The 15,927-nt window shown below is 41.9% G+C and carries 14 protein-coding genes and 1 pseudogene; 14 read left to right on the plus strand and 1 reads right to left on the minus strand.

What is annotated here, in order from left to right; translation table 11 throughout:
* Window positions 1–243: 243 nt before the first annotated feature.
* Complete coding sequence (locus NB504_RS05635; protein ID WP_258428445.1) at window positions 244–2,529, plus strand: glycoside hydrolase family 9 protein; 2,286 nt, start codon at window positions 244–246, stop codon at window positions 2,527–2,529.
* Between the two features lie 246 nt (window positions 2,530–2,775).
* Here NB504_RS05635 and NB504_RS05640 read toward each other — a convergent pair whose 3' ends face one another.
* A complete protein-coding gene (locus NB504_RS05640) occupies window positions 2,776–4,032 on the minus strand; it encodes a hypothetical protein (RefSeq protein ID WP_258428446.1) in 1,257 nt (418 codons plus the stop codon).
* A gap of 4 nt (window positions 4,033–4,036) precedes the next feature.
* On the opposite strand from NB504_RS05640, the gene NB504_RS05645 reads away from it, so the two are divergent.
* The 13 genes and pseudogenes from NB504_RS05645 to NB504_RS05705 all read left to right on the plus strand — a co-directional run bounded on the left by NB504_RS05645 (window position 4,037) and on the right by NB504_RS05705 (window position 15,846).
* Window positions 4,037–4,327 carry a hypothetical protein gene (locus NB504_RS05645; protein ID WP_258428447.1) on the plus strand — a complete coding sequence of 97 codons (291 nt, stop codon included), beginning with the start codon at window positions 4,037–4,039 and terminating at the stop codon, window positions 4,325–4,327.
* Window positions 4,328–4,347: 20 nt separating this feature from the next.
* Complete coding sequence (locus NB504_RS05650; RefSeq protein ID WP_017043716.1) at window positions 4,348–4,737, plus strand: AlpA family transcriptional regulator; 390 nt, start codon at window positions 4,348–4,350, stop codon at window positions 4,735–4,737.
* A 342-nt stretch (window positions 4,738–5,079) separates the two neighbouring features.
* The gene (locus NB504_RS05655) at window positions 5,080–5,757 is read left to right on the plus strand and encodes an inovirus Gp2 family protein (protein WP_258428448.1); all 678 of its coding nucleotides are present in this window, start codon (window positions 5,080–5,082) and stop codon (window positions 5,755–5,757) included.
* A 61-nt stretch (window positions 5,758–5,818) separates the two neighbouring features.
* Entirely contained in the window at window positions 5,819–6,493 is a 675-nt protein-coding gene (locus NB504_RS05660; RefSeq protein WP_258428449.1) for an inovirus Gp2 family protein, read from the plus strand.
* Between the two features lie 52 nt (window positions 6,494–6,545).
* Window positions 6,546–7,145, plus strand: a complete 600-nt coding sequence (locus NB504_RS05665; RefSeq protein ID WP_024700458.1) for an inovirus Gp2 family protein — start codon at window positions 6,546–6,548, stop codon at window positions 7,143–7,145.
* 69 nt (window positions 7,146–7,214) lie between these two features.
* On the plus strand, window positions 7,215–7,415 hold the full coding sequence (locus NB504_RS05670) for an AlpA family transcriptional regulator (protein ID WP_001211743.1): 201 nt from the start codon (window positions 7,215–7,217) through the stop codon (window positions 7,413–7,415).
* A 67-nt stretch (window positions 7,416–7,482) separates the two neighbouring features.
* Complete coding sequence (locus tag NB504_RS05675) at window positions 7,483–7,923, plus strand: ribonuclease HI (RefSeq protein WP_258428450.1); 441 nt, start codon at window positions 7,483–7,485, stop codon at window positions 7,921–7,923.
* Between the two features lie 209 nt (window positions 7,924–8,132).
* Entirely contained in the window at window positions 8,133–10,652 is a 2,520-nt protein-coding gene (locus NB504_RS05680; RefSeq protein WP_258428451.1) for an S-type pyocin domain-containing protein, read from the plus strand.
* Window positions 10,645–11,091: a hypothetical protein gene (locus NB504_RS05685; protein ID WP_229632839.1), complete on the plus strand. Its 447-nt coding sequence runs from the start codon at window positions 10,645–10,647 to the stop codon at window positions 11,089–11,091. Before NB504_RS05680 ends, NB504_RS05685 begins: the two co-directional genes overlap by 8 nt.
* A complete protein-coding gene (locus NB504_RS05690) occupies window positions 11,091–11,519 on the plus strand; it encodes a hypothetical protein (RefSeq protein WP_019830278.1) in 429 nt (142 codons plus the stop codon). The genes NB504_RS05685 and NB504_RS05690 overlap by 1 nt, the downstream gene beginning before the upstream one ends.
* A gap of 125 nt (window positions 11,520–11,644) precedes the next feature.
* Window positions 11,645–11,839, plus strand: a pseudogene (locus tag NB504_RS05695) (RNase H family protein); the annotation flags it as partial.
* A 267-nt stretch (window positions 11,840–12,106) separates the two neighbouring features.
* On the plus strand, window positions 12,107–14,098 hold the full coding sequence (locus tag NB504_RS05700) for an ATP-dependent endonuclease (protein WP_258428452.1): 1,992 nt from the start codon (window positions 12,107–12,109) through the stop codon (window positions 14,096–14,098).
* A complete protein-coding gene (locus NB504_RS05705; protein ID WP_094867705.1) occupies window positions 14,095–15,846 on the plus strand; it encodes a UvrD-helicase domain-containing protein in 1,752 nt (583 codons plus the stop codon). Before NB504_RS05700 ends, NB504_RS05705 begins: the two co-directional genes overlap by 4 nt.
* The last annotated feature ends 81 nt before the right edge of the window (window positions 15,847–15,927 follow it).

Below are 15,927 nucleotides of genomic sequence, written 5' to 3' on the forward strand. Positions count from 1 at the left end.
TGTTGTAAAGGCTATAAAGTTAGTTTACCTCCGATTGATATAATTATTCGCTAGGAAACAAGTCAATTTATCGATGAGATTTCCTTGAAACAGATTCATTAACCTAGAGGTAAGTGCTAGCAGTATCACGAAGAGAGAAATAGGTGTTTTTAGAACGGTTCTTTTGTGCTCAGACATCTACTTATTAGCCATGAAAATCGCTTAATTTCAATGGTGTTGTAATTTATATGTCTAGGAGTAAATATGCATAAGTTCAAACTATCATTGGCAACAATACTCATTCTTTCATCGTGTTCTGCTTATGCAAATGAGCAAATTAAGAACGGCAAATTTAACGGGAACATGGATGGTTGGTGGAATGCTGGTGCAGATGTAAAAATCAAAAATGGCGAAGCATGTCTTGAGATTAGAAGTCCAGGAGAGAATCCTTGGAATGTGATTTTAGGACAGGGCGGGATGGGGTTGGCAAACAAAGCAGATTATGAAGTTTCATTTGATGCTTATGCAACCGTTGATACTCAAATGAGAACGCTTATTCAGCATGAAGGTCCTCCTTATACCAACTATTTTGTGGATGATACAAAAGTCTCACTGAAGAAGAAGAGCTATAAGTTTAAGTTCAGCCATGATGTTGAAAGCGATGCTAAAACTGAGTTCCAGTTTCAAATGGGCGCCCAGAAAAAGGGAACCGTATGCGTTAGCAATGTTTCAGTCGTCGGTGAGAAATACATTGAAGAGCTGAAGATAAATTCTGTTCGTGCTAACCAAGTCGGTTACCTTCCTCAAGCAGATAAGTTTGTATTTGTCGCGAATGAATCTAAAGAGCCCTTAAAGTGGGTGCTAACAAACAACAGCAATATCAATGTCGATTTAGGTAAAACGGAAATCTTTGGTCTTAATAAGGCATCAGGCGAGTTTATTCACCGTATTGACCTATCGAACTACAGATCAGATATGAGTGGCTTGAAAGTAAAAGTCGGTGAAGACGAGAGCTTGCCATTTAGCATTAGCAAAGATATCTACAATCAGTTGAAGTACGATGCATTGTCTTACTTCTACCAAAACCGTAGTGGTATTGAGATTGATAAGGCTCTGGTACAGCGTGACGATCTAGCGCGTCCCGGCGGGCATATGAGCGATGTGGTTACCTGTTTTAATAAGACGGACAGCTGGGGTAATAAATGGCCAGGCTGTGATTTTTCTGTCGATGTAACTGGCGGTTGGTATGACGCTGGCGACCATGGTAAGTATACGGTTAACAGCGGTATCTCGACTTGGACCCTTTTGAACCTGTTTGAAAGAGGTAAATGGCTAGATAACGCACCAATTCCTTTTGCAGAAGGGAAAGTGAAAATTCCAGAAGCTGGAAATGGCGTTAATCCTTTGTTGTCTGAGGCTCGTTGGAATATCGAATTTATATTGGCAATGCAGATCCATAGTGACCAACCTGTAGCGGCTCCTGTTGGTGACCAGTCTGAAGACAAAACACTTAAACTGACTAAGATTGACGCAAAAGGTATGGCTTTCCATAAAGTTGCTGATGAAGCTTGGACAGGTATGCCACTGCCACCTCATATGGACACCCAAAAGCGATATGTGGGTTATCCAACCACTGCGGCTACGTTGAACTTGTCAGCAATTGGTGCTCAATGTGCGCGAATTTGGAAAGAGATTGATCCTGCGTTCTCAAAAAACTGTTTGAATGCGGCGCAAGAGGCTTGGGAAGCCGCGAGCAAAAATCCTCATATTCTTGCCTATGATAACTTCACAGGGTCGGGCCCATATGATGATAAAGAGATTTCAGACGAGTTCTACTGGGCTGCAAGTGAACTTTATATCACCACAGGTGACAGCAAGTACCTTAAAGCACTGAAAGCTTCTCCTCATTATCTAGAGACACCAAAAGGTAACATTGAAGCAGATGGCGAAATGTTCTGGGGGTACACAGCACCTTTAGCAACAATAAGCTTGGCTGTTGTGCCTAATGGATTGGGTGAGGATCAAATTAAAGTTGCAAGGAAAAACTTAATCGCAACCTCTGATAACTTTGTGGGCCAGATTAATAACGAGGGTTATCATATTCCTTACACGGTAGAAGAGTATCCGTGGGGATCGAACTCGAGTTTTGTAAACAGAGCTATCTTCTTAATCTATGCGAATGATTTCACCGGCGATATTAAGTATGTAAAAGCGGCTGCAAATGCGATGGATTACTTACTAGGCGCGAACCCAATGAGCCTGTCTTATATTACAGGTTACGGCACCAATGCGGCTAAAAGTCCACATCACCGTTTTTGGGCACATGCTGCGGATGAAAAGTCACCAGCTCCAGCACCTGGCGCACTAGTGGGTGGACCCAACTCAGTGAGTTACAGTGATCCAGTCGCTTCGACATTGAAGGGGCAGTGTGTTGGCCAAACCTGTTATAGAGATAACATCAATGCATGGTCGTTTAATGAGATCACGATTAATTGGAATGCTCCTCTCGTTTGGGTTTCTTCTGCTTTGGATGAAGGGCAATTATATTGATTAACGAGTCAGGAAAAGACGTTAAGAGAATACAATTCCTTGAAATAGCTAGATTTAGATACAAAAAAAGACGTCCTAGGACGTCTTTTTTCTGGAATTTGGCTCCCCCTGCAGGGGCAAAACCCAAACAGATAGATACTATGTCCTGCTTGGCCTAAGCCTATATTGGGATAGCTTAGGTTTAAGGCAAATGTACCTATCTGTGTACCTAAAGTCAATTGCTGTAATTATAAGCACCGTTTGGTATTACTTTTCGTGGAATCTGTTTTTGTACGCATCTTTGAGTATCTTGTTCAAAGTCCGATTTACTTTCGACTTTGTATCACCACCAGCAAGATCAACTAGCATCTCCCATTGTTTGTCATTTAATTCCAACGAGTAGTCTTTACTATCTCTTTTATCTGCTGAAAACTTATCTTTCAAAAGCTTTACACGATGGTCAAAATTATTTGTTGTCACAGATAGTAAGTCTAGAGTCGATACAATACATTTTTTCTGAATGACGGTATCTTGTGAAGGAAGAAATAGCCGAGAGATTGCGTATTGTGCTTCTAATCGATTGTAAGTCAGATTGATTAGGTTTTTATTGTTTGTCCTTAACATATCCCAAGTTAGTAATGGTACCTTGGTATTGGCTTTAATGAATAAGTTTCTAATTGTATATAGAAGGTTTTGTGCTGTCGCTAAACTCATTTGCTTTGTGAAACAGTTTAAATGCAGATGATTAATTACCATTATTGCAGTCTTTCCTTCAGAAGTAGGGCACAAGTTACATATCGAGTTAAGTGCTTCTAGAGTCCTAGTTAAAGGCTTGCTTTCGAGTCGTTCCAGAAATTTTTTTTCCTTATCCTGTTTGTCTTTTTGTAAAATCTCTTCAACTTTTTTGTTAAAAATATCCTCATCAAAAAACGACTTGCTTAGCGGAATTAATTCTAATTCTGAATAAAGACCATCAGATTCGGATGCTTCATGACTATGGAGCCCACCATATTTCTTTCTTAATCTATTAAGAACCTCCTCTTCAGCCTCTCTTTTCCTTTTCTGTGCTTTCTCTTGGTTGTCTTTATCATTTAGCTGTGGCCAAAACAGTTCCCCCATACTTTGGCTTTCGTTACGAAGTTGGGGTAAACAGATTCTTGAGACGCGCATTATCTTGAGCATAGAAATCAAAAAGTACACCTCCCTATCACTTTGTAACCAGTCAGTATGCTCTTGAGTTATCAAGTAACTTTTGTCTGTTTCAATTAACTCATTTAGCAAATCATTCAGGTCGTCCTCTTCATACCGTAGTAATTCACCTGATTCTAACTGATCTACATGGCAGTCAATATGGAGCGCAACTAACTCAATAAAGTTATGTTGTAACTCTTTTACATCGTAAAGAGATATGTTTCGAAAGTCGTTATTTACCTTGTCATCGTTCAAATGTGAAAGATATAGGACATAAAAACGAAGGTGTTCTTCGGATGATTTTAAGAATCTTTTAAATCGTCTGTTTGGCATAATTATGCTCATATTGGCTTGGTGGTTATTAACTGGTTTTTTGGAGGGTTTAAGGTGGATTTTTGCTTATTTACTACCATTTATAGCGCAAGAATTTGCAAGAAAAAATCTTGCAGACATAGGTTTTCATACAAGGCATGAAATTTATTTTGATTCGTGGTTTGTGATTTTTATAAATGAGGATATCACGTTTTTCGAAGATGGGAATCATAAATGCATGAACGGAAATGTGCTGATTTATGCATTGGTGGTGAAACTGCAAAAATTAACGGCGCTTGCCTTTGATGTGAACTAAATAACCAAAGGATTCACATCATGCAACTTATCAGACGTAAAGAGCTATCGGAGCTGACAGGCATTAGCCGAGCTCATTTATACTTATTGATTGGAGAGGGGAAGTTCCCAAGGCAAATTCACATTGGTAAACGTGCTTCTGCATGGATAGTGGAAGAAGTACAAGCCTGGGTTGATGGTGTTTGGCATGAAGGTATGACAACGTCACCGAATCTTGAAAATTCAATGAAGTTGGTTGACCGGAAAACGTTGCTGAACATGATTGGCTTTAACAAAGATACCTTGTATCGAATGATTAAAGCTGGAGATTTTCCTCCGTGTGTCTCGAAAGACATTCCTCGATGGAAGTACAACGACATTGTTACTTGGGTCGCGAAGAAAATTACTATCCGCGATGCAAACTGCTTCTAAACACAACGGTATCCTCCCTTCTTTTTTCTCTCATTTCTTGTCCTTTAATTTGATAGTAAGTCAAATTTGCTTTTTGCCATGCAAGGCTGAGTGTTTCTAAAATTTTGCGTAATTGTTAAATATGATTCAATTCCGGTGTGTCTAGAAAGGGATAAATGTTAACGGAATTAAGTGTCGTTAATGTCTGTCTGGTTAGTATTATTACTGTCATATCTACCACATCGATTCACCCATTACATCGACATATTACCCTCTACTGAGTCACCATAGTGACTCACAGTACGCAATTAAAAATTAACGACACAGACCTATCTATGAACCTAAACACCGGAGTAGATAGGAATGAATGTACGTTCTAGAAAAAACAAAAACCTCAGACTGACCAACAAGAAAACGTTTCTGGGTAGACCTATCCAGACCGAGCACGGTCCACTCTATATCGACTACTTAGAGAAAATGCACAATACGATTGATCTCGCATTGGACGAGTATCCTCGGCTTATGGCTATTCGCGTCGATTTGAGGTTTCCTAAGCTCAGGAAAAATGAAATAAGCGGTAATGTCATGACCGACTTTCTACGCTCATTACAGTCGCAGATTGATCACTCGGGAAAGCGAAAGAAAAGAGAAGGGAGTAGAGTGCATCCCTGCAAAGTGCGGATTGCTTGGGTGAGGGAGCGCTCTAGCTCGATAAACGACCACTATCACCTAGTACTCATGTTCAACAAAGATAGATTTAACTGGTTGGGTAAAACTCAAACACAACAGGAGAACTTAGGCTCTTTTATCGTAGAGGCATGGGCGAGGGTGGCTGGTGTCGACTACGAGGAAGCCAATGGACTGGTTCATTTTTCAAAGAGAAAGAATAGCGACAGTGTGGTTATCCACCGCTTGAATTGTAACACTGATGACTTTGATGATGCGTTTGATGAGTTCTTCAAGCACATTAGCTATCTAGCGAAAGAGAACACCAAGCACTTTGGTAGTGGTAGACGAAATTTCGGCCATAGTCATAAGTAGCTCAAAAAATAACGGTAGTCACAGTTCCTGTGGGAATCACAACAAACCACAGGAACCAATCATGATTCATCAACTCAACGTCATTCATCAAAGAGCCCACACCATCACTCATGACCGAACCTTCAATGGGAAACCACTCTACTACTTTGAAGATGGTCTCGTCCTCGAATACCTAGAGGAGATAGACCGAGTGCTGACTGAAGCACTAAACCAATATCCAAGAGTCTATGCTGTTCACATCAACCTAAACCTACCGAGTGACCTCGGGAACGATTACCTAATGGTGTTTGCCCAGTTCTTTCGTATTTTGGAATCAGAGACTAACGAACTTTGTAAGGACAAATACACCGACAGAACTTATCGATACCAGCAAACGGTCATTCGCTATATCTGGACGAAGGCGAGTGAGTCCACCAGCGATCACCATCATCTTATCTTGCTCTTTGATAGGGATCTCTTTCAAAACTTCGGCACTGGACGAGAGGGTTGGGGACGTTTTCTCTACAAAAAAGTGAGGAAGACATGGGATAGGGTGGTTGAAGATTATTACAGCCAACCATGCTCTGGATTAGCCTACTCTCCTACGAATGAAGGTTTTGAGCTGTTGTCTGACGCTCAAGTGTTCCCGTTACAGTTAAACGAGTTTTTTTATCGAATCAGTCGTCTAGCGAAGCCCACTGCCAACCGGAACGCTCACCCCAACAAGAGCTTTGGTTGCAGTCACGACTCACCTTAAAAATACAGAGCGAGCAATGCCTATGTCATTCACACTCTGAGAGGTATTACCCATGTCGAACACAACCCACCTTCCAACCATTACTCGTGCTAGAACATTTAAAGATTATCCATTGTTTTACAGCAATAAGGGACTTTATGAATCAGCGCTTACCACGATGGATAAGGTCTTTGATCAGGCTCTCACTCAGTATCAACGTACTCTTGCGATGCGTTTGGATTTATACCTGCCTAAAGATCATCAAGACACCGATCTCAGCATCCTTAATGATTACTTTGACATTCTGAAAGAGAAAATCGATGCCGATTCGTTGCCTTATATATGGCGTAAGCGAGCTGATAAAACCCCTTCACATAACTACCGAGTAATGCTGTTTCTTGATGATAGTCAGTACTTCGGCCCTGCCATTTGTTGGGATAAAAGTAATCAGCTTGTGGATCATCTAAAAACAGCTTGGAAGGAAGCGATAGAAAAGCACTACAAAGGCAAAGAGCGATCAATGATCTTGTTTAACGACCGAGGGAACTATGGACTAGGAACACGCTGTAAGAGCAAAGATACCAATATAAAGCGTTGTGTCTTCCACCGTCTGAGTAGCTTTGCTGAAGCGTGGAAAGAAGAGCGTTACTGCTTTGGCTCTAGCCTAGATTAGATTAGGCCGACTGCACTTTTTTACAGTGGCGGCTTATCCCATGGGTATATACAAGAGGAGACAATTCCCATGAGATTTCTACGATTAAAAGAAGTGATGTCACTAACAGGGTTAGGCCGTTCAACTATCTACAAGTTCATGGCAGATGAAACCGATTTTCCTAAGAGTGTGCCACTCGGCGGACGAGCGGTAGCTTGGGTCGAAAGTGAAATAGAGGAATGGATGGAATCACGTCTGAGCATGAGAGACAACGCAGAATCCTTTCAGTAACACAAACATCAACGGGGCGCAGGCTAAGCAAAGTCATGCGCCCTTTTTCAATTAGAGAGATAAAAAAATGAGTTATTCAATTTACGTAGACGGCGCTGCACCAAACAATCAACACGGCTGCAAACGAGGTGGCATAGGGCTGGTGGTCTTCAATGAGAACGATGATATCGTCCATGAAGATAGCATTACCATTGACCGAGAGACGGATTGTGCGGAGCTGGAGTTACTGGCACTTATCGAAGGGCCGGAATATGCCGAAGATGGTGATGTTATCTACTCAGACAGTGAGTACTGCGTAAAAGGCTTCAACATCTGGATGGACGATTGGAAAGACCGAGGTTGGCGTCGAGCGGATAAGAAACCGGTTAAAAACCGCCAGCTTTGGCAACAAGTGGACGAGTTGAGTTCTAGGAAGTATGTCGAGGTATTTAAGGTCAAAGCACATTCGGGTATTGAAGGGAATGAAAGAGCTGATTTGTTAGCGGTTGAAGCAGCGGAAGCCGACTAATACAATAATTCATAGTTTGGGAGGATTATACCTCTCAAGCTATGCCCTATTTTTGGTTTAGGATAAGTTGGTTAATGATTAAGTCATTATCAACGTGGTTGTGTTCAGTGAATAAAAATCACAATGTTTGCAATTGGTAGGCAGAACATATGGTTATAAATCCTGCAATTCCCACTGGTTAGGTAGAATACGCCCATTGAAAGCAGCGGATGGGTTTGATTGTGGGTTATCGAGTGGTACGGCTAACCGAACTGATGACATATGAGTTTGGGCAGGTCGAAGGTGATATAGAAAGACTGGATGAGAGAACGTTGGGTTCAGCACTTCCTCAGGGAATGAGCTATTCTAGTTTTATGGACAAGCTGAAACGTGGTGAGTTAGCACTATTGACGGATTCCCCTTCTAAGCCTGTGATGCTCCAAGACGGAATGAGCAAATCTTGGGAATTATCGACTGAAGGACAAGAGGCACTTTCGCCAGAAGCGAAGAATGCCTACCTTTCTAGAACAATAATGTCTGGCGGTGCGGCTGGTGGTGCGCCAAGTAGAGGTGGTGCAAGTGAGCCTAGTATTGACGAAACGTATGTTCCTGAGCCTGTGAAACCCAACCAAAGAGAAACGACATCCAAGATTAAATATGAGTATTGTTTTGAAATAGCGTGTTCAGATGAAACGTTTAAGCAAAATATTGGTTGTGCATTCGAGTTGGCAAAAACCAAACAAGAGCCTGTAGTGGGTCGTTGGGAAACCGAGCGAACCGATCACGGTACGAAATACACCGCCTATACCGCATTTGATGAACCTAAAAAGCTGGTAGCGAAAGTGGCTTCTAGCTCTATGGGCATTAGCGTTCCAGAGAGCGTACAGGTCAAGCCTATAGGCTCTGGTGTAGTGCGAGAAGCCTTTATCCCAGTTGTCCCCTCAGTGCAGCTTGGTGAGCGTTTGGGGCTACCAACAGAAGGCTACTACTACCATTTCTACAATGGCCGTTTAGTTCAAGAATACAAGCTGCTAGGAAATGGCAAGTGGGCCTTCTACGCGACACGCTCCACTCACGAGCAGCTTAATGATGAGCAAGGCTACAACATCTATCAAAGTGCCATTCTGGTTTACTGGAAGCTCGAAGGTAAAGACGTTGAAAACCAACATCTGATTTATCTTGAACAGCCAATTACCCGAGAAGAGCTAGACAACCTCGATGATGACTGGTTGGCTCAACATGGTATCAAGCTTGATATCAACGAATTGCTTGCGGCGCCCAAGCAACCTGTCGCGGAAAGACAAACTACTCAACCCGCGGAAACAGAGAAAGCAGAGAGTAAACCAGAAACGCATACTGTTGGAACGGACTCTAAAACCAACCAACGAGAATCATGGGGAGCCATTGCAGAGCAATATGGTTTGTCGGCGAAACAGCTACTTGATTTGAATCCACAGTACAATGCCGATCCGATGTCGTTGAAAGTCGGAGATAGGCTGACCGTTAAGGCCGTCGAAGAAAACCAGAGCACTCCAGAAAAAGCGACTGCTTTACCTCTGCTCTCCCCTTGTACCTATAGCTGCTTGGCGAATACGCATTATGATTACTCTGACTCGCTTATTTCAGGAACCCAGTTTAAGGCGATAAACAGCGATAGTCTGTTCGAGAAAGAATTGCCCGTCACTAACTTAACCACCATCACCACGGCCTCTAAAGCAACCGATTATGGTAAAGTTGCTCTACTTTCGATCCCCGCAAATGGCGCGGCAACAAACCTTGGCATTCTTAGTTCCAGTACGACAAATACTATAGGCTCTTGGTCTATTTCAGGAGAAGCACTTAAGGTCTTGGCCCGAAGAATGGGGGGTGTTCTAGTGGGCGCCTTATGGCCGTCTCAGCTTGGGGATGCCACTTTAGACGGAAATCCAGATTTTGCGACTGGTGACACTACGACGATGCGTGTACGTTTCAACATGTATACGGACGAGAATGGTAAACAGCAAGTGGTCGGCATCAAAACGGGAGAGGGTAGCGCCTATGGTGAGCGAGTTGCGAAGCGTGAGGCGGTGCAACAAGGACAGCACTTTGTTGCGGAGCTAGATAATGGGATTACCATTACATGGACACCGGATGGTTCAACGGATGTACTGACCCCCGATACTGTATTGCCCGAAAACGATCAACTCGATGTTCACAATATCTGGGTTCGTCCTATTGAAGAACATCAACAAGAGATAGGTACAGCGCTCTATCCCGAGGAAGAGCTTGCTGAGTATATTGTGACTTTCCCTGCGGATTCTGGCGTGTCCCCCTTGTACTTAGTATTTAATAAGCGTAGTGCTGGAATTACTAAGGTAAAACCACTGGAAGTAGGCACTTATGGCGACTTAGCGCCAAGAAGCAAAAAGGATGGAATGGATATAGATCATATTCCATCATTTAAAGCAATTGAAAAATGGGCTACTAATGATGGGCAGCCTTTAACAGCAAAAGAATTAGCGGAGTTGAAAAAAGCTACTAATGGAATAGCGATTCCCCATGAGGTTCATAAAGAGTGCTCTAGAACTTATGGTGGTAGGAATCAGCCTGATCAAAGTACAGTTGACTCACAAAATTTGAGAAAAGCAGCTCAAAAAGATATGGAAGCTATTACTTTGTGTCTTAAAGAGCATGGGTATAGTGACAGTGAAATTGAACACTCTTTCAATGAACTACATAAACTAAATGAAGAGTCCGGAATTTATGACTAAAGTAATTAAATGGCTCAACAGCCGATACAATGATCTGATAAAAGATAGTTCTTTTGCATCTCTAGTCGGAGGCAATACTCTTCAGTTTGATCCGACATTAGATGAGCGATTTGACCTAGTGTGTTATGACGATAAGATCAATATGATCTTTGATAAAGATAAGCGCCTTAAATTTTTCATCGTGGGGTGTCCTCTTGATGAAAAACTAGTGAGTATACTTTCAACGGAAGATATACCACTGACGGAAAAAATGGATTTAGCTTCGATAAAATCGGTATTAGGTGAGCCTGTAAAATCAGTAGGTTCAAGAAAACTACCAGGCTTAGTAAAAAACGGTTGGATTCAGTATGATTTATTGGGTCAATACAAACTAACGTTTAGCCTAGCGCATACTAATCCAGATCAGATCGTCGACATCAGGATTTCTGTTTGTGAGTAGTGTTGGTGGTTGATTTTAAAAATTATCATGACTTTATAGGTTGCACTTATCAAGACCTTGTGAAGAGCCCTAAGTTTGCAGCGTTAATAGCTGGTAATGTGCCATCGACGATGGAAGGCTACACTGAAGAATTTTACATTCGAACTTTTGATAATGGGCTGGAGTTTCAATTTGACGCAAACAACAGCGTTCTAAAATTGATTGTTGCCACGAAGCCTAACTTCTTTATGGGTGACTTAAAGAATATATCATCCAAGGAACTAGTTCATCAGATGATGGGGAAGCCTATTGATTCGATGTTAGAGAAAAAAGTACCAGTACTTGGTGTTGTCGGAGCTTGGGACAAGTACAAGTCTGTGAATGGTCATACTATTCAAGTCTTATATGAAGTTGGTTCTACCAAGGTCAAGAGTGTTTTTTATCGATAACATATACCTTCAAACTGGTGTATAGAAGCAAAAAAGAATGGGGAGCGTGATGCTCCCCATTGTTATTTTTACCGCTGCAGGTGAAGTTACTTTTCTTTGCTGGCTTCACTGCCTTCAGACATTGTGATAGCTGGAAGAAGAAAAACTGGCGTAGAGCGGATTAAAGCACGATTTTAAATAGCCGCTTGTGGTAGACAGTCGATGCTCTTCTCTCTGAAAGGTACGTCGAAGTCAAAAAGGTTAGAGCGCATTCTGGTGTCAGAGGGAATGAGATTGCGGACTCTCTAGCAGTTGATGCTGCTAGAAGTGATATCGATTGATGTAACAATGCGGTTTGTAGGCACAATCCAACAAACCGCTATTATCCCGTTATTTGCGTTTTTCTAGATAACATATATCTGAAGGTGGATGCGATGTGGGAGCGAGAGCGAGCATTAGACCAACCGCTCTCTTAGCAAGTTTTTGCTCCATTAAGTGATTTAGTAACGTGACTTTAGGCTCACTCTGAAACGCGACTATTGACCCAATTTTAGTAATGCTACAAAGTGCTTATTAATATCGGATAAAATTTGAGTCAGGGATGAAAAGTGAAAATAAAAAACGTACGAATTAAAAACTATCGTCTGCTCAAAGATGTGTCATTTTCGATTGATGAAAAAACAACCATTATTGTTGGGCGTAACAATACTGGGAAAACTTCATTTGCTGAGGCTTTTCGCAGCTTTCTGAATCATGCTGGTCCCAAGGTGCGTTATGAGGATTTCAATCAATCCTGTCTGTCAGGTTTCGAAGATGCGCTGAATGCTCATCAAGGCGGAGCTGAAGACGATGTTGTGAGGCCCATGCTTCCAACTATCGAGCTAGAGTTACTTATCAATTATAAAGAAAATGCGGACGAATATGGTGTCCTCGGCGACTTTATTATCGATTTTAACGACCAATTATTTGAAACCATTATCCTGATTTCTTATCAGTTAAAAGACGGCAAGATCGGCGATTTTTTTAGTGGGCTCGATACCATCAAACGAAAGCAGTATTTTTCGGATCTGAGGGCGAGGATAGAGCATTACTACGAAGCTACAGTTTACGCGGTCGAGCCGACAAACCAGAGCAACAAAGCACGGCTTGAGTTTTCGTCATTTAAAAAATTGCTGCTGTCGGGTCTTATAAATGCACAACGCGGTTTAGATGACGAAACGCACAATGAACGTGATGTGCTTGGTAAATCGTTAGGTAATATTTTCAAAAGTGCGAGTAGTGTTGGTGCGCCAGAAGCTTTTAAGGCGCAATCAGCTGAAATTCATAATGTCGTCGAAGGATTACAACAAGTTGTTGATACTGACTTTCAGGCAAGAGTGAAAGCTCTACTTCCCACCTTAAATATTTTTGGATATCCGGGTCTGCACGATCCAAATTTAAGCGCAGCAACAGAGCTTAATGTGAAATCACTGCTGGAAAGTCACACCCGAGTGTTTTATCAACGAGATGACCATTTTACATTGCCAGAAACCTATAACGGGCTGGGAATGCGGAATCTGATCTTTATCCTCTTCCGAATTTATGAGTATTTCCGTGAGTTTCAAAGCCATCAAACGCCACCGAAAGGGCATGTAATTTTCATAGAAGAGCCCGAGGCACATCTTCACCCGCAAATGCAGGAAGTATTTATTCGACAGCTTGAGCAAATTGTTGAGCAGTTCCAGCGCGAACTAAATAACCAGCAGGTGTGGCCTGTACAATTTATTGTGAGTACTCATTCCTCGCATATTGCCAACGAAGCTGATTTTAGCAAGGTTCGTTATTTCCTATCCAAAAATGGAAATGAGACCAAAGTTAAGGATCTGGGCGTTGCTTTCCAAAGTGCCGAAGCAGCGGGCGACAAAGAGTTTTTGCATAAATACCTGACGCTCACAAAATGCGACCTGTATTTTGCAGACCGAGCGATCCTCGTTGAAGGGGCGACTGAAAGGATATTGTTGCCTCAAATGATTAAAAAAGTTGACGCAGCTTTAGGGACTAACTTAAGACAGAAATACCTGTCAGTCGTCGAAATTGGTGGAGCTTATGCACACCACTTCTACAAATTCATAGATTTCCTTGAGCTTAAAACCCTCTTTATTACTGACTTAGACGCAGTTGATTCAAAACAACATCATGCCGCTGTAATGGTGAGCCAAGGGGACAGGTCGAGTAACGTCGGCATTTCAAAATGGTTTGGCGAGGAGGGTTATTCTGACTTAGCTACTATTAGAGCTAAAGATTCAGATTCTAAAATTCTCGGATATCGGCGACTTGCTTTTCAGGTAGATGAAGATGTTAGTGGTTTATGCGGCCGCAGCTTTGAAGATGCATTTATCTTGGTTAATAGCCAGTTATTCCAGCTAAATATCTTAACTGGTTCCGCACTTGAGGCCGCTGTTTATGACAAGGCAAAAGATATCGGCAAAAAGAGCAAAGCTGATTTTGCTATTGAATATTGTATAAGTAATACGGATTGGCTCGTCCCCAAGTATATCCAAGAAGGGTGCGCATGGTTAGACGAAGACCCAACAGTTGCTGTTGAAGGAGTGCAATCATGACTGCACTGAACCCCGCAGCACAGGCGTCAGTAGAGACACTTGAAAGCTTGAGAGGTTGTATTGACCAAGGGCAATGTTTCAGATTGGAAGCCGGTGCTGGAGCGGGAAAAACCTATTCGTTGATTGAGTCGCTCAAGCATCTGATTTCGTTACGTGCAAATGAGTTTGTTGTATCTGGGAAACAAGTTGCATGTATCACTTATACAAACGTGGCCAAAGACGAGATCAAGGCAAGAACCGATAACAATCCAGTCATTTTTGCAGATACGATTCATGCCTTCAGTTGGAGTGTTTTGCAAAACTACCAAGTGCAGTTGAGACAACTTATTCCTACGCTTGGGGCAAAGTGGCAAGAGAGAATTGCAGAATCGGTAGGCATTGGTAATCAAACGGTTAAGTACGATTTAGGTTATGCGTCGATTAAAGAGCATGAAATTTCTCTGCATCATGACGATGTAGTCGCGTTAATGGCTCGCATGTTGGCCTTTCCCAAATTCCAGAAATTACTGAAAAGTAAATTCCCAATTATCTTTATCGATGAATATCAAGACACTGATAGCGTACTTGCCGAAAGTATCGTGCAAAACCTGATTGATAATGATTCGGGAGTTGTGGTTGGCCTTTTTGGCGATCATTGGCAAAAAATATACGGCTCGTCAGTCTGTGGATTGATTAGTAGCCCTGCAGGAAAAATCATCGAGATTGGCAAACGAGCCAATTTCCGTTCTGATAAAAACATCGTTGAATGCCTGAATCGCATGCGCCCTGAATTACCTCAAGCCGAATCCGACCCAAGCTCTGTTGGAGGTATAAAGGTCTACCATTCAAATGATTGGCAAGGTGCACGTCAAACTGGTGCACATTGGAAAGACGATCTTCCTGAGGAAGAAACTAGACGATTTATCCAGCAAACCAAATCATTAATGGTTGAACATGGTTGGGATATGTCGTTATCTAAAACCAAAATATTGTTCTTGACGAATAACCTGATAGCTACAGAACAGAAATTTAAGAATTTGGCTGACTGCTTCAATTATGCAGAAGACTATCTGAAAAAAAATGACAAATACATTGAGTTCTTTGTTGATACTGTTGAGTTAACGGCGCTAGCTTTCCAACAACGTAAGTATGGTGAATTGCTTCAGATTAAAAAGAAAAACCGCTCCTACTTAACGTCGCAAGCTGACAAAACTGCTTGGATTGAGAATTTAGAAAAGTTAATGCGACTTAGAGACACATCTACAATCGGTGATGTTTTAGACCTGTTGATAACTACGAGTATGCCGAGAGTTCCGGCAAAAGTCGCGGATTCTGAAGTCCGTTATCAAACATTATCTGCCCGTGATAAAGATTCATTAGAGCCAGATGAATTGAGTTTCGTCGCCAAAATTAGGCGTCTTCGTGCAGTGTCTTACTCTGAAGTCATAAACTTGGCCGAGTACATAAATGATAAAACCCCGTTTTCAACCAAGCATGGGGTAAAAGGCGCCCAGTTTGATAATGTACTAGTAGTTTGCGGCCGTGGCTGGAATCACTACAACTGGGATCAAATGCTTGAATGGATAGAAAACGGTGTCCCAAAAGGAAAAGACGGAACTTTTGAACGAAATAGAAACTTGTTTTATGTCAGCTGCTCTCGGGCGAAACATAACCTCACGCTCCTCTTTACGCAGTACCTCTCTGATAAATCACTTACTGCCCTTGGTAAAATCTTTGGGAACGAAAATATCAAAGGCAGTCCATTTTAGTTTTGAAATAAATCAAACAAGATTTGAGTGTCGTGGTGGTTCAGGAGTATTACGAGCTTTTTGATGTCTATACATCACATT

Source organism: Vibrio sp. RM-69-4, assembly GCF_024743775.1.
Classification (GTDB): domain Bacteria; phylum Pseudomonadota; class Gammaproteobacteria; order Enterobacterales; family Vibrionaceae; genus Vibrio; species Vibrio anguillarum.

Coding starts and splice junctions, on each gene's coding strand:
- NB504_RS05685 (WP_229632839.1), top strand. CDS start 10,645: ATGACTAAAGTAATTAAATGGCTCAACAGCCGATACAATGATCTGATA.
- NB504_RS05645 (WP_258428447.1), top strand. CDS start 4,037: ATGCTCATATTGGCTTGGTGGTTATTAACTGGTTTTTTGGAGGGTTTA.
- NB504_RS05650 (WP_017043716.1), top strand. CDS start 4,348: ATGCAACTTATCAGACGTAAAGAGCTATCGGAGCTGACAGGCATTAGC.
- NB504_RS05635 (WP_258428445.1), top strand. CDS start 244: ATGCATAAGTTCAAACTATCATTGGCAACAATACTCATTCTTTCATCG.
- NB504_RS05660 (WP_258428449.1), top strand. CDS start 5,819: ATGATTCATCAACTCAACGTCATTCATCAAAGAGCCCACACCATCACT.
- NB504_RS05655 (WP_258428448.1), top strand. CDS start 5,080: ATGAATGTACGTTCTAGAAAAAACAAAAACCTCAGACTGACCAACAAG.
- NB504_RS05665 (WP_024700458.1), top strand. CDS start 6,546: ATGTCGAACACAACCCACCTTCCAACCATTACTCGTGCTAGAACATTT.
- NB504_RS05675 (WP_258428450.1), top strand. CDS start 7,483: ATGAGTTATTCAATTTACGTAGACGGCGCTGCACCAAACAATCAACAC.
- NB504_RS05640 (WP_258428446.1), bottom strand. CDS start 4,032: ATGCCAAACAGACGATTTAAAAGATTCTTAAAATCATCCGAAGAACAC.
- NB504_RS05680 (WP_258428451.1), top strand. CDS start 8,133: ATGGGTTTGATTGTGGGTTATCGAGTGGTACGGCTAACCGAACTGATG.
- NB504_RS05670 (WP_001211743.1), top strand. CDS start 7,215: ATGAGATTTCTACGATTAAAAGAAGTGATGTCACTAACAGGGTTAGGC.
- NB504_RS05705 (WP_094867705.1), top strand. CDS start 14,095: ATGACTGCACTGAACCCCGCAGCACAGGCGTCAGTAGAGACACTTGAA.